This is a genomic window from Agrobacterium sp. ST15.16.055 (assembly GCF_027956555.1).
Classification (GTDB): Bacteria; Pseudomonadota; Alphaproteobacteria; order Rhizobiales; family Rhizobiaceae; genus Agrobacterium; species Agrobacterium salinitolerans.
This window is the reverse complement of the sequence record NZ_JAQKGN010000007.1, coordinates 159,845-173,311: the sequence shown is the minus strand read 5'-3', so window position 1 is coordinate 173,311 and position 13,467 is coordinate 159,845. Positions and strand designations below refer to the sequence as shown.

Below are 13,467 nucleotides of genomic sequence, written 5' to 3'. Positions count from 1 at the left end.
CGCTTTTCTCCTCGGAATTATGCGTTTGTAGCCGCGATTTCGGCAAAGGGGCCGATCGGGCGGAATTTGATTTTGGCGTTGACGGGGATTTGCCCGGCAAGATCGAGATGATATTCCGCCACTGCACCGATGACGGGATAACCGCCGGTCAGAGGGTGATCGGCAAGGAAAAGAACCGGCTGGCCGCTGTGGGGAATCTGGATCGCGCCCGTTGCCGTGCCTTCGCTCGGCAATTCGGCGCTGTCCTTGCGTTCCACCGGCACGTCGCCGGCAAGGCGAATGCCGACGCGGTTCGACTGCGGCGTGACCTGCCAGAGCTGGCCGGTCAGGGTCTCGATACCCTTCTGCGTGAACCAGTCGGTGCGAGGGCCGAGAACAATGTCCAGCGTGACGACCTCACCCGTTGCCGGCGGTTCGAAGGCCGGAACCTCGTCGATCGATACGCTGGAAAGGCTGGTCTTCTCGCCCTTAAGCGAAAGGATGGCGCCTGCCCCCACCGGCTCCGGACCGACGACAGCCAATGTATCGGTCGCAAAACTGCCGAGCACCGGCTCGACATCGAAGCCGCCGCGCACCGCAAGATAACAGCGCATGCCCTTCGGCGGCTGCCCGAAGGTCACCACATCACCGGGTTCGAGTGACACCGGGCTATTGGCCTTGGCCGCGAAGCTGCGATCTGCCGTGGTAATCGTGACGGGGCAGGGCGCACCGGCAATACCAATGACGGTACGGCTCGTGCTTTTAAAGGAAAAGCCGCCGAGCGTCAGTTCGAGACACGACGTATTGGCGGTGTTACCGACGATGCGGTTTGCAGCGTTGAATGCACCACGATCCAGCGCACCGGAGGCCGAAACGCCCTGCCCGGTCTGGCCGAAACGGCCTAGATCCTGGAAGATGGCGGGCATGGGCGCGGCAAGCACTTCGAAATGCGGGCCGTCCTTTTTCGGTTCTTTTTTCTGAGGTACCGGTGCCGGAACATCGACCGTTCTGCCGGCCTTGTCCATGTCGAAGAAACGCACCCGGTACCCCGGCTGGAACAGCGCGCCGGGATCACGGTCTATATCCCACATCTTCACCGGCGTCGTGCCGATGATCTGCCAGCCGCCGGGGCTGTTTTGCGGATAGACGCCGCTGAAGGCGCCGGCCAGCGCCACGGAGCCTGCCGGAATACGGGTGCGCGGGCTTTGCCGGCGCGGCACATGCAGGGCCGGGTCGCCACCGACCAGATAACCGAAGCCGGGGGCGAAGCCGCAGAAGGCCACGGTGAACTCGCTTTGGGTATGGCGGCGGATGACTTCTTCGATGCTCATGCCGGTCAATTCGGCAACATCGGCGAGGTCCTCGCCATTATAGTGGACGGGAATTTCCACGAGATTGTCCGAAGGCGCGATTTTTGCGGAAAGATCGCGGCTTGCCAGCCGCGCGGCTAGCGCTTCGACGCCGATCGTTTCGGGGCGGAAACGGATCATCAATGTGCGGGCAGCCGGCACCGTTTCTTCGATACCTTCGACCGGATCGTTCTGAAGCGAGGCGAAAAGCGCCAGCGTTTCATCGAGATCGGCAAGTTCGACAAGAATAGTGGTGAGGCTGACGGGGAGAAAACGCATCATATCCTCACGCGTGATAGGCAGTGTCGGGAATGTCGGTGATGAACATGTGTCCCGGCGCATGGGTAATCGCAAAGGGCACGCCTGATGCCATCACGGCGGCCTGGGGTGTGACACCGCAGGCCCAGAACACCGGAACTTCGCCCGGCTCGATCCGCACCGCATCACCGAAATCAGGCTTTGAAAGATCGGTAATGCCGATCTCTTCGGGTGCGCCGACATGCACGGGCGACCCGTGTACGGCGGGAAAACGTCCCGAAATTGTTGCGGCATCGGCCACGCGCGACGCCGGGATCGGCCGCATGGAAACGACCATATTGCCCTTCAGCCGACCGGCCGGACGGCAGGGGCGGTTGGTGAGATACATCGGCACATTGCTCTTGTCGGTCATGTGGCGGATTTCGATGCCCGCTTCCACCATCGGCGTTTCGAAGGTGAAGCTGCAGCCGATCAGGAAGGCGACGAGATCGTCACGCTCCGCCCAGGCGGCGGTGGCGTCGGCCGTTTCCTCGACAAGCTTGCCGTCCCGCCAGATGCGGTAGAGCGGCAGGTCGGTTCTCAGATCGGCGCCGGGCGCCAGAAGCGTGGTGGGCGAACCGGGATCGGAGACATCCAGCACCGGGCAGGGTTTGGGATTGCGCTGCGCATAAAGCAAAAAATCGAAGGCCCAGTCGCGCGGCAGCACGATCATGTTCGCCTGTGTGAAGCCGGGTGCAATGCCGGAAGTTGGGGCGACGAGGCCGTCACGATAGGTCGCACGGGCCTTTCGTGCGGCGTCGGCGTTCGTGTGGTTGAGATAGGATGTCGGTATCGTCATCGGCTATCCTTTCAGAGACTGGATGCAAAAGAGCGGATGTCGATGCCATCAGCCTCGAAACGGCGGCGGATTTCCTGGGCGATCGCGACCGCACCGGGACTGTCGCCATGCACACAGATGGATTGCGCCTCGATTTTTATGACGCTGCCATCGATTGCCTCCAACGTGCCTTCGCGGGCAAGCTGCACCATGCGGTCGGCGATTTTTGCCGCGTCGTGCAGCACGGCCCCGGCTTCGCGGCGGGAGACGAGCTGGCCTTGAGGCGTATAGGCGCGGTCGGCAAAGGCTTCGGCAACGACGGCAAGACCGGATTTGCGGGCGAGATCGAGGATGGGCGCGTTGGCAAGGCCCATCAGCACCAGTGAAGGATCGATGGCCTTGATGCCGTCGATGACGGCCTGTCCCTGTTTTGCGTCATTGGCGATGCGGTTATAGAGCGCGCCATGCGGCTTGACGTAACGCACCGTGGTGCCGGCAGCGGCGGCAACACCCTTCAGCGCGCCGATCTGGTAGATGACATCGGCAATCAGTTCTTCCGAGGTGGCGTCCAGATCGCGGCGGCCGAAGCCGACGCGGTCCGGATAGGACACATGAGCGCCGACGACCACGCCTTTTTCCGCAGCGGCCTTGACGGTGCGGTAGATGCCGGCAGGGTCGCCGGCATGAAATCCGCAGGCAATGTTGGCGCTGGAAACGATGGCGAGCATCGCCTCATCATCTCCCATGCGCCACGCGCCGTAACTTTCGCCAAGATCGCTGTTGAGATCGATAGCGGCCATGTTTGCCTCCCTTTAGAGCATTTCCAGCAAAAGTGCGTAGCGGTTTTGCGTCCGGAAAATGCGTAAAAACAGATATGTAGAGCGTTTCCGCTTTTCTCCGAAATGCGGAAACGCTCCAGTTTATTACAGGCCGAGCAGGCCGAAGATGGTGCCAGCAGACTTGTAGCCCATGTACCATGTCAATGCGCAGGTCAGAACGCCAAGCCCGAGCAGGATGCGCGAGTAACGATGGCCGCCCATCAGGTCTTCGCGTTTCCACGCGGCAAACAGGAAGATGCTAAGGCCGATGGGCAGGATGAGGCCGTTCAGGCCGCCGACGAAGACCAGCATGGCGGCAGGCGGCGTGGTGATCAGCAGGTAGCAGACGAGCGAAACGGCGATGAAAATAATCGTCGCTATGTTACGGGCACGTTCGCTCATGTCCTGCTTGAAGACGGGCAGGAACGATACGGAGGTGTAGGCTGCGCCGATGACGCTGGTGATGGCCGCTGCCCAGAAGATGATGCCGAAGAGCCGGAAGCCGAGATCGCCCGCAGCCGACCGGAAAGCCTGTGCGGCAGGGTTGGCGGCCTGGCCGGACGTATCGATGATGACGCCGCTGGCGACGACGCCGAGAATGGCGAGGAACAGCACATAGCGCATGATGCCGGTGACGGCGATGCCGGTCAGCGCGGCGCGGTTGACGACAGGCAGGTTTTCAATGCCGACCATTCCCCGGTCCAGCAACCGGTGTGCGCCGGAATAGGTGATGTAGCCGCCCACGGTGCCGCCGACGATGGTGGTGATGGTCGCGAAATTGATCGTATCGGGCAAGAAGGTCTGGCGGAAGGCGTCACCCACCGGCGGTGCCGAAACGAACGCCACATAGAGCGTCAGCACGATCATCATGAGGCCGGCGAAGATAATGAACCGGTCGACTGCCAGCCCTGCACGCTTGGAAACGAAGATGGCGATGGAGAATATCGCGCTGATGGCGCCGCCGATTTTCGGGTCCAGCCCGAAAATGGCATTGAGACCAAGGCCGGTGCCGCCGATATTGCCGATGTTGAAGAACAGGCCACCGATGATGACGAGGATGGCCAGGAAATAACCGGCGCCGGGAATGGCGGCATTGGCGATATCGGATGCGCGCATACGCGTCAGCGTCACAATGCGCCAGATGTTGAGCTGGACGACGAAGTCGATGAGGATGGAGGCAAGAATGCCGAAAGCGAAGGCCGCGCCCAGCTGCGTGGTGAATGTCGCCGTCTGCGTGATGAAGCCCGGACCGATGGCGGATGTCGCCATCAGGAAAATCGCTCCCAGAAGAGATGCGCGTTTTGACATTTTTAGGTCGGCAGTCGGGGTGAGCTTTTTCTGCTCCATGGATTTTCTCCGCTCCTATCGCTATCCGCCCCTCGCGGATGCTTTATGGCAAGAGTTTGTCGTGTTCCGTGAAATTGTCAATATTGTTCAACAATAAATAATAATCGTTCTCTCATTTTGTCTATTTGTTGGACGTTATGCGCATGAATTCACCACGTTTTTTTCGTGCTTTGCTAATGCTTTGTGCTATGGGCAGAACATAGCCGTGTCTGAACATGCCTGTCACGGAATTCCCGATGCTGCATTGCTCTTCAGAAAGGAGCGCTATGACGGAAACGATAGAGGGTCTGCCGCTTGCGGATCGATTGGCAAAGGGTATTCGCACCCTGCTGATATCTGGTGAGCTGGCGCCGGGGCAGCGCCTTTCCGAGGCAGCCTTCAGCGAACGTTTCGACGTCTCCCGCAATTCGTTGCGTGAAGCCTTCCGGCTTTTGACCAAGGACGGGCTATTGCGCCATGAAGCCAATCGCGGTGTCTTCGTTGCCGTGCCCACCATGTCTTCGGTGATCGATATCTACCGGGTGCGGCGCATGGTGGAATGTGGCGCGTTGCGTCAGGCCTGGCACAAGCACCCCGCGATCAAGACGATGCGGGCAGCGGTCGAGGACGCCAAGGTCAAGCGTGAAGATGCCGACTGGCTGGGTGTTGGAAGCGCCAACATGAAATTCCACGCTGCGGTCGTCGATCTTCTCGACAGTGCCCGTCTCAGCGATTTTTACGAGCGTATCGCCGCCGAGCTCAGGCTTTGCTTCGGTTTGCTGAAAGATCCCGAACAGCTTCATTCCCCCTTTGTGGACATGAACAGCAAGATCCTGTCGCTGATGGAAGAAGGCAAGGCGCAACAAGCCGGTGAGGAGATGGAAATCTATCTCAATCTGTCCGAGCGTACGGTTCTGAAGGCGCTTGAACGCGCCGTCGAACACGCTTCCTGACATGACGGGCGGCAGGGGAGGAAACGACCCTTGCCGCTCCCGCCATTTTTTGCATCCGCAGCCGATTGCCAAGTTTGCTGCGCTGCGTCATCAATGACGACATGACGCTTCGCGACCTGACCATTCTCGTTATCGACGAAAACGCGATCCGCGCCTCCATCATCGAGGAGGGGCTACGCGAGGCGGGCTATTATCGCGTCACGGTCATCCATGAGGTGAATGGGGTGGCACGCACCATCGAGACGCTGCAGCCCGACGTCATTTTCATCGATCTGGAAAATCCCAATCGTGACATGATGGAGCATCTGTTCCAGCTCACCCGCACGGTTGGCCGGCCGATCGCCATGTTTGTCGATCGTTCCGACACGGCGTCCATCGAGGCGGCCGTCGAGGCGGGCGTTTCCGCCTATGTGGTGGACGGGCTGAAGAAGGAGCGGGTCAAGCCCATTCTCGATATGGCAGTCAGCCGCTTTAATGCTTTCAGCCGTCTGCAACGGGAACTTGCCGACGCCAAGTCGGCGCTTGAGGAACGCAAGGTCATCGAGCGCGCCAAGGGCATCCTGATGAAGATGCGTGGTCTTTCCGAAGAGGAGGCGTTTGCGCTTTTGCGCCAGACGGCAATGAACGAGAAAAAGAAGATTTCCGAGATCGCGCAAAGCGTGGTCACCGCGGCCGGTCTGTTGATGTGACGAACCGCCGGTCGGACAGTCAAGGAGTGCATGATATGGCGGCACCGGAAAAAACGGCCGGATCACACAGTGGAATAACGCAAGCCCAGGGCGCACCCGCAGTCGTCGGCAGCGACCGGCAGAAAATCCTGCGTGCCGGCTTTATTCCGCTTGTCGACGCATCCGTCCTGATTGCTGCGGCCGAATTCGGTTTCGCCGAACGCGAAGGCCTTTCGCTCGATCTCGTCAAGGATGTTTCCTGGGCGAATGTGCGCGACCGGCTGGCGTTTCGGCAATTCGATATCGCCCACATGCTGTCGCCGATGCCGGTCGCCTCCATGCTCGGGCTCGGCTCCAACCCGTCGCCGACGATCACGCCCTTTTCACTCGGACGGGGCGGCAATGCGATCACGCTCTCGACCCGGCTTTTTGAGCGGATGAAGGCTTTGACCGGGCTTTCCGAAACGGCGGGAGCGCTGGAAAACGCCGAGGCGTTGAAGCGGGTGCTCGATGATATGCGCGCCCGCGGCGAGCCGCCGCCGACGCTCGGCATGACCTATCCGTTTTCATCGCATAATTACGAATTTCGCTATTGGCTGGCCGCTGGCGGTATTCATCCCGATCATGATGTGAAGCTTGTGGTGGTTCCGCCGCCATTGACCTCGGATGCGCTCGCTGCCGGAGCCATTGACGGTTTCTGCGTCGGTGCGCCATGGAACATCGTCGCCGCCGAGCGTGGTGTCGGCCGGATCGTTGCCGCCAAGCAGGATCTGTGGCCTTCCGCACCGGAAAAGGTCATTGGCATGCGACCCGAATGGGCGGAAAACCAGCAGGAAACGGTTGGCCGGCTGCTGGCGGCGCTCGATGCCGCCGCGCGCTGGTGTGATGTTGCGGGAAATCACGATGATCTGAGCCGGGTGCTTGCTGATCCCCGCTATATCGGCGCACCGGAAGGCATCATCCGCCGTGTGCTTGCCGGTGAGTTCAGCATCGACAGCCAGGGCAACCGCCGGGTGATCGACAATTATTTCATCTTCCACGGCCGTCACGCCAATTATCCGCGCCAGAGCCAGGCATTGTGGATTTACAGCCAGATGATCCGCTGGGGGCAGGCCGAGTTTTCACAGGCAGGTGTGGAGGCCGCCCTGTCTGCCTATCGGCCGGATATTTATAGGGCGGCGCTGGGCGATGCCAATGCGCCTGATGATGCCGATATCCGCATCGAAGGGCAGGAGGCTGGCGACCGTTTTGTGGACGGCTTCGTTTTCGATCCCGCTGACATTACAGGGTATGTGAATGGTTTTGCCGTGCGCAGTTCGGCCCCTGTTTCCACCTCCCAAGGCGAAGCCTGAGAGCAGTTCAGCCGGGCTAGCTGCGCAAATTTCAAGCGCGGAATTTCTCCAGTTGCGCAAACGATAGACAAAATTGCGGCTGGTTAAAATTTAATCGTTTGACGAGACTTCCGAAATTCTGTTTTATTTACAATAATATAGCTTCCATATAGAAAACTGGCACGCCTCTTGCGTCTCTTTGTTTGCACCGGTCAACGGCGATCGGGGCGAGCAGGGCGCGGCATAGGCGCTTTCAAAGACATAGACGTCGCAAGGTTTTGCTGCCCGGAACACCTCCCGTTCCGCAGGCGCAAACACCGAGCGGCGTTTTTTTATTTTCAGGTTTTTTCGCAAGCGAAAACGTCACCCGCAAAGGTGGCCTAATAAGGGGAACATGCGAATGAAAGAGATAGTCTCCGGCGCTGTCAGCCGCCGCACGATATTGAAGACGACAGCCGCCGTCGCCCTCGTCAGCGCCGTGCGCGCGGCCTTTCCTTCCGGTGCTTTCGCAGCCACCGCTGAGCCCGAGGTGAAAGGCGCGAAAATAGGGTTCATCGCGCTGACCGATGCCGCCCCGCTCATCGTTGCGGCAGAAAAGGGCCTCTTCGCCAAACACGGCATGCCGGATGTCGAGGTTCTGAAACAGGCCTCCTGGGGTGCGACGCGCGACAATCTCGTGCTCGGCGGCGCATCGAACGGCATTGACGGCGCGCATATCCTGACACCCATGCCCTATCTCATGCATACCGGCAGGGTGACCCAGAATAATGTGCCGGTGCCGATGGCCATCCTCGCCCGCCTCAACCTCGACAGCCAGGGCATTTCCGCCGCCAGGGAATATGCCGAAACCGGCGTTCAACTGGATGCTTCCAAGTTAAAGGCGGCTTTTGAGAAAAAGAAGGCCGAGGGCAAGGAAATCAAGGCCGCCATGACCTTCCCCGGCGGCACGCATGATCTGTGGCTTCGCTATTGGCTTGCCGCCGGCGGCATCGACCCGGACAAGGACGTCTCCACCATTGTCGTTCCGCCGCCGCAGATGGTCGCCAATATGAAGGTCGGCAATATGGACGTCTTCTGTGTGGGCGAACCCTGGAACGAGCAGCTCGTCAATCAGGGCATCGGTTTCACCGCCTGTACCACCGGCGAACTCTGGAAGGGCCATCCGGAAAAGGCGCTCGGCATGCGCGCCGACTGGGTGGAAAAGAACCCTAACGCCACCAAGGCGCTGCTGATGGCCGTCATGGAGGCGCAGCAATGGTGCGATGAAATGGCGAACAAGGAGGAAATGTCCGCCATCCTCGGCAAACGCCAATGGTTTAACGTGCCACCGAAGGACGTTCTCGGTCGCCTCAAGGGCAATATCAATTACGGCAACGGCCGCGTGCTCGAAAATACCGGCCTGCAGATGAAGTTCTGGCAGGACCACACCTCCTATCCCTTCCGCAGCCATGACAGCTGGTTCATCGCGGAGAACATCCGCTGGGGCAAATTCGCGCCCGATACGGATGTGAAGGCGCTGGTCGCGAAGGTCAACCGCGAGGATATCTGGCGCGAGGCGGCCAAGGATCTCGGTGTTGCCGATCTTCCCGCCTCCACCTCGCGCGGCAAGGAAACCTTCTTCGACGGCAAGGTCTTCGATCCTGAAAACCCGTCGGCCTATCTCGAAAGCCTGTCCATCAAGGCGGCCTCCTGAGGAGGAGAGCCGGGTGCCGCTCCTCATCCGCCAGCAGTGCCACCCAACCGGCGCCGCTGAAGACCGGATGAGGGGCGAGCCCAGACCGCAACCGAAATCAAGAGGGAACGCCCATGTCCGCATTGGCCCGTAAATTCAACGAAGAGCCGCATCAGCCGGTAGCGCAGAAGGCAAATATCGTGTCGCTTGCGCCGAAACAGTCACCGCGCATCGATCTGCGCAAATGGAGTGCGGCGGCGGCCCGCAACACCATACCGCCATTCCTCGTACTCGCCATTCTGCTCGGTGTCTGGCAGCTTCTCTGTTCCGCGCCGGGCGCATCGCTGCCGCCGCCAAGCCAGGTCTTCGAGGAAAGCTACGATCTCATCGTATCGCCGTTCTTCGAGAACGGATCGCAGGATATCGGCCTTGGCTGGCGTGTGCTGGTATCGCTGGAGCGCGTGGCTTACGGTTTCGGCCTTGCGGCGATCGCCGGCATCATTCTCGGTGCCGTCATCGGCCAGTCGGTCTGGGCCATGCGTGGTCTCGACCCGATCTTTCAGGTGCTGCGCACCGTGCCGCCGCTTGCCTGGCTGCCGCTGTCGCTGGCCGCTTTTCAGGACAGCAACCCATCGGCCATTTTCGTGATCTTCATCACCTCCATCTGGCCTGTCATCATCAACACGGCGGTCGGCGTGCGCAACATTCCGCAGGACTACCGCAACGTGGCGCAGGTGCTGCGGCTCAACCAGCTGGAATTTTTCTTCAAGATCATGCTGCCTTCGGCGGCGCCCTATATCTTCACCGGCCTGCGTATCGGCATCGGCCTTTCGTGGCTCGCCATCGTTGCGGCTGAAATGCTGACCGGCGGCGTCGGCATCGGTTTCTTCATCTGGGATGCGTGGAACTCCTCGCGCCTGCCCGACATCATCGTGGCGCTGGCTTACATCGGCGTTGTCGGCTTCATGCTCGACAAGCTGGTGGCTGCTCTCGGCAAGGTCATCACCCGCGGCGCTGCGGCTAATTGAGAGGGCCAAAATTATGAATGTTTATCTGAAGCTCGATCACATCGACAAATATTTCGACAAGGGCGGCGCACGCGCCGAGGTGTTGAAAGGCATCAACCTCACCATCGGCAAAGGCGAATTCGTCTCGGTCATCGGCCATTCCGGCTGTGGCAAGTCCACCATGCTGAACCTCATCGCCGGGCTGACGAAAGTCTCCGCCGGTGCGGTGCTTCTCGAAAACCGGGAGGTCAACGAGCCCGGTCCGGAACGCGCTGTCGTGTTCCAGAACCACAGCCTGCTGCCCTGGCTTTCAGTCTATGAAAACGTCAATCTCGCCGTGGAGAAAGTATTCCGCAACACCAAGACACGGGCCGAGCGGCACGACTGGGTCATGCGCAATCTCGATCTCGTGCAGATGGCCCACGCAAAAGACAAGAAACCGTCTGAAATTTCCGGCGGCATGAAGCAGCGCGTCGGCATCGCACGGGCGCTCGCCATGGAGCCAAAAATCCTGCTACTGGACGAGCCTTTCGGAGCGCTCGACGCGCTGACCCGCGCCCATCTTCAAGACGCGGTGATGGAAATCCACGCGCGGCTCGGCAACACCATGGTCATGATCACCCATGATGTCGACGAGGCGGTGCTGCTCTCCGACCGTATCGTGATGATGACCAACGGTCCCGCCGCCCATATCGGCGAAGTGCTGGACGTGCCGCTGGCACGCCCGCGCAACCGCATCGAGCTCGCCTCCGACAAGACCTATCTCAAATGCCGCGAGGCCGTTCTGAAATTCCTTTACGAACGTCACCGCTTCATCGAAGCTGCGGAGTAACGACCATGACGCAAAAACTCGTCATCATCGGCAATGGCATGGCGCCGGGGCGCATGCTGGAGAACCTGTTCGACACCGCCCCCGGCCTTTACGACGTCACTATTTTCAACGCCGAGCCGCGCGTCAATTACGACCGCATCATGCTCTCGCCGGTTCTTTCAGGCGAAAAGAGCTATGAGGATATCGTCATTCATGATGACGAATGGTATGCGGCCCATAATGTGACGCTGCATAAGGGCGCTAAGGTCACCGGCATCGATCGTGGCAAGAAGACCGTCACCAGCGAAAACGGCATCACGGCCTCCTACGACAAGCTGGTGATCGCCACCGGCTCTCTGCCCTTCATCATTCCCGTTCCCGGCCATCAATTGCCGGGCGTGCTTGCCTATCGCGATCTCGACGACGTCACGAAAATGCTGGAAATCGCCGAGGGGAAAGGCCGCGCCATCGTCATCGGCGCCGGCCTTCTCGGGCTGGAAGCGGCCTATGGCCTCAAGCGTCAGGGCATGGATGTCACCGTCATCCATCTGATGCCGACGATCATGGAACGCCAGCTCGATCCGGCAGCGGCCTATCTTCTGGAAAAGGCGCTCAATGAGCGCGGCATCGACATCATCACCAAGGCCAACACCAAATGCATTCTGGGTGAAGACAAGGTCGAAGGCATAGAGCTGGAAGACGGCCGTGTTATCAAGGGCGATATGGTGGTGATGGCGGTCGGCATCCGTCCCGCCTCCGGTCTCGCAAAGGAAGCCGGCATCGCCGTCAATCGCGGCATCGTCGTGGATGACGGCATGATGACCTCGGATGCCTCGATCTACGCGCTCGGCGAATGCGCCGAACATCGCGGCATCTGCTACGGGCTGGTTGCACCGCTTTACGAATCGGCGCGGGTGCTGGCCGACCGGCTTCGCGGCGGTTCGGCCGAATATCACGGCTCCGTCACCAATACGAAGCTGAAGGTCACCGGCATCAACCTGTTTTCCGCCGGCGATTTCGCCGAAGGTGACGACCGCGAGGAAATCGTGCTGCGCGATGCCACGGCCGGTGTCTACAAGCGCCTGATCCTCAAGGACAACCGCATCATCGGCGCGGTTCTTTACGGCGAGACGGCGGACGGATCATGGTTCTTCGACCTGATGAAGAAATCCACCGACATTTCCGCCATGCGCGAAACCCTGATCTTCGGCCAGGCCTATCAGGGAGGGTCGCCGCTGGACCCTATGGCGGCCGTTGCAGCCTTGCCGGATGATGCGGAAATCTGCGGCTGCAACGGCGTGTGCAAGGGCAAGATCACCACGGCCATCACCTCCAAGGGGCTGACATCGCTCGACGATGTGCGCGCCCACACCAAGGCGTCCGCCTCCTGCGGCAATTGCACCGGCCTTGTCGAGCAGCTGATGACGCTGACGCTCGGCGACAGCTACAACCCCGCCGCCGTGCAGCCCATGTGCAAATGCACGGATCTCGGCCATGACGATGTGCGCCGGCTCATTGAGGCCAAGGGTCTGAAGACCATTCCCGCCGTGATGCAGGAACTGGAATGGAAGACCTCCTGCGGCTGCGCCAAGTGCCGGCCGGCGCTTAATTATTACCTCGTCTGCGACTTCCCGGACGAATATGCCGATGATTACCAGTCGCGCTACATCAATGAGCGCGTTCACGCCAATATCCAGAAGGACGGCACCTATTCCGTCGTGCCGCGCATGTGGGGCGGCGTCACCTCCTCCTCTGAGCTTAGGGCGATTGCCGATGTGGTCGACAAGTTCGATATCCCTATGGTGAAGGTAACGGGCGGCCAGCGTATCGACCTGCTCGGCATCGAGAAGGAGGATCTGCCCGCCGTCTGGGCCGATCTCGGCAAGGCCGGCTTCATTTCCGGTCAGGCCTACGCCAAGGGCTTGCGCACGGTAAAAACCTGTGTCGGTCAGCAATGGTGCCGTTTCGGCACGCAGGATTCGACCGGGCTCGGCATCCGCATCGAAAAATTCATGTGGGGCTCGTGGACGCCCGCCAAGCTGAAGCTTGCCGTTTCCGGCTGTCCGCGCAACTGCGCGGAGGCCACCTGCAAGGATATCGGCGTCATCTGCGTCGATTCCGGTTTTGAAATCCACTTCGCCGGTGCTGCGGGTCTCGATATCAAGGGCACGGAAGTTCTGGGTCTCGTCCATACCGAGGACGAGGCGCTGGAACATATCGTCGCGCTGACGCAGATGTATCGCGAACAGGCGCGCTATCTCGAGCGTATCTACAAATGGGCCAAGCGCATCGGTTACGACGAGGTGCGCCGCCAAATCATGGAGGATGCTGACAAGCGCCGGGCCTATTTCGAGCGCTTCGTCTTCAGTCAAAAATTCGCGCAGGTCGATCCCTGGTCGGAGCGTGTCTCCGGCCGCGACAAGCATGAGTTCAGGCCCATGGCGGCGATCGGTTTCAGCGAGGCGGCGGAGTGAGAAC

Annotated in this window: 11 protein-coding genes; 7 read left to right on the top strand and 4 right to left on the bottom strand. The window is 60.2% G+C overall.

What is annotated here, in order from left to right:
- Positions 1-17 precede the first annotated feature (17 nt).
- The 4 genes from PL599_RS13150 to PL599_RS13135 all read right to left on the bottom strand — a co-directional run bounded on the left by PL599_RS13150 (position 18) and on the right by PL599_RS13135 (position 4,568).
- On the bottom strand, positions 18-1,607 hold the full coding sequence (locus PL599_RS13150; protein ID WP_269823887.1) for a 5-oxoprolinase/urea amidolyase family protein: 1,590 nt from the start codon (positions 1,605-1,607) through the stop codon (positions 18-20).
- A 7-nt stretch (positions 1,608-1,614) separates the two neighbouring features.
- Positions 1,615-2,424: a putative hydro-lyase gene (locus PL599_RS13145; protein ID WP_142913555.1), complete on the bottom strand. Its 810-nt coding sequence runs from the start codon at positions 2,422-2,424 to the stop codon at positions 1,615-1,617.
- A gap of 11 nt (positions 2,425-2,435) precedes the next feature.
- Positions 2,436-3,203 (bottom strand): LamB/YcsF family protein, encoded by a 768-nt coding sequence (locus PL599_RS13140; RefSeq protein ID WP_173991284.1) that lies wholly within the window; start codon positions 3,201-3,203, stop codon positions 2,436-2,438.
- 123 nt (positions 3,204-3,326) lie between these two features.
- On the bottom strand, positions 3,327-4,568 hold the full coding sequence (locus tag PL599_RS13135; protein WP_077983236.1) for an NRAMP family divalent metal transporter: 1,242 nt from the start codon (positions 4,566-4,568) through the stop codon (positions 3,327-3,329).
- A gap of 266 nt (positions 4,569-4,834) precedes the next feature.
- On the opposite strand from PL599_RS13135, the gene PL599_RS13130 reads away from it, so the two are divergent.
- The 7 genes from PL599_RS13130 (at position 4,835) to nirB (ending at position 13,463) form a co-directional block, all read left to right on the top strand.
- Entirely contained in the window at positions 4,835-5,500 is a 666-nt protein-coding gene (locus PL599_RS13130; protein ID WP_077983237.1) for a GntR family transcriptional regulator, read from the top strand.
- 101 nt (positions 5,501-5,601) lie between these two features.
- Complete coding sequence (locus PL599_RS13125) at positions 5,602-6,189, top strand: ANTAR domain-containing response regulator (RefSeq protein WP_077983262.1); 588 nt, start codon at positions 5,602-5,604, stop codon at positions 6,187-6,189.
- 35 nt (positions 6,190-6,224) lie between these two features.
- A complete protein-coding gene (locus PL599_RS13120; protein WP_269823886.1) occupies positions 6,225-7,520 on the top strand; it encodes a CmpA/NrtA family ABC transporter substrate-binding protein in 1,296 nt (431 codons plus the stop codon).
- Positions 7,521-7,899: 379 nt separating this feature from the next.
- On the top strand, positions 7,900-9,192 hold the full coding sequence (locus PL599_RS13115) for a CmpA/NrtA family ABC transporter substrate-binding protein (protein WP_077983239.1): 1,293 nt from the start codon (positions 7,900-7,902) through the stop codon (positions 9,190-9,192).
- Between the two features lie 113 nt (positions 9,193-9,305).
- Positions 9,306-10,199: a nitrate ABC transporter permease gene (gene ntrB / locus PL599_RS13110; protein ID WP_077983240.1), complete on the top strand. Its 894-nt coding sequence runs from the start codon at positions 9,306-9,308 to the stop codon at positions 10,197-10,199.
- A 13-nt stretch (positions 10,200-10,212) separates the two neighbouring features.
- Complete coding sequence (locus tag PL599_RS13105; protein WP_269823885.1) at positions 10,213-11,010, top strand: ABC transporter ATP-binding protein; 798 nt, start codon at positions 10,213-10,215, stop codon at positions 11,008-11,010.
- 5 nt (positions 11,011-11,015) lie between these two features.
- Positions 11,016-13,463, top strand: coding sequence for a nitrite reductase large subunit NirB (nirB, locus tag PL599_RS13100; RefSeq protein WP_269823884.1), 2,448 nt, complete (start codon positions 11,016-11,018; stop codon positions 13,461-13,463).
- Positions 13,464-13,467: the final 4 nt, after the last annotated feature.

Coding starts and splice junctions, on each gene's coding strand:
- PL599_RS13150 (WP_269823887.1), bottom strand. CDS start 1,607: ATGCGTTTTCTCCCCGTCAGCCTCACCACTATTCTTGTCGAACTTGCC.
- PL599_RS13145 (WP_142913555.1), bottom strand. CDS start 2,424: ATGACGATACCGACATCCTATCTCAACCACACGAACGCCGACGCCGCA.
- PL599_RS13140 (WP_173991284.1), bottom strand. CDS start 3,203: ATGGCCGCTATCGATCTCAACAGCGATCTTGGCGAAAGTTACGGCGCG.
- PL599_RS13135 (WP_077983236.1), bottom strand. CDS start 4,568: ATGGAGCAGAAAAAGCTCACCCCGACTGCCGACCTAAAAATGTCAAAA.
- PL599_RS13130 (WP_077983237.1), top strand. CDS start 4,835: ATGACGGAAACGATAGAGGGTCTGCCGCTTGCGGATCGATTGGCAAAG.
- PL599_RS13125 (WP_077983262.1), top strand. CDS start 5,602: ATGACGCTTCGCGACCTGACCATTCTCGTTATCGACGAAAACGCGATC.
- PL599_RS13120 (WP_269823886.1), top strand. CDS start 6,225: ATGGCGGCACCGGAAAAAACGGCCGGATCACACAGTGGAATAACGCAA.
- PL599_RS13115 (WP_077983239.1), top strand. CDS start 7,900: ATGAAAGAGATAGTCTCCGGCGCTGTCAGCCGCCGCACGATATTGAAG.
- ntrB (WP_077983240.1), top strand. CDS start 9,306: ATGTCCGCATTGGCCCGTAAATTCAACGAAGAGCCGCATCAGCCGGTA.
- PL599_RS13105 (WP_269823885.1), top strand. CDS start 10,213: ATGAATGTTTATCTGAAGCTCGATCACATCGACAAATATTTCGACAAG.
- nirB (WP_269823884.1), top strand. CDS start 11,016: ATGACGCAAAAACTCGTCATCATCGGCAATGGCATGGCGCCGGGGCGC.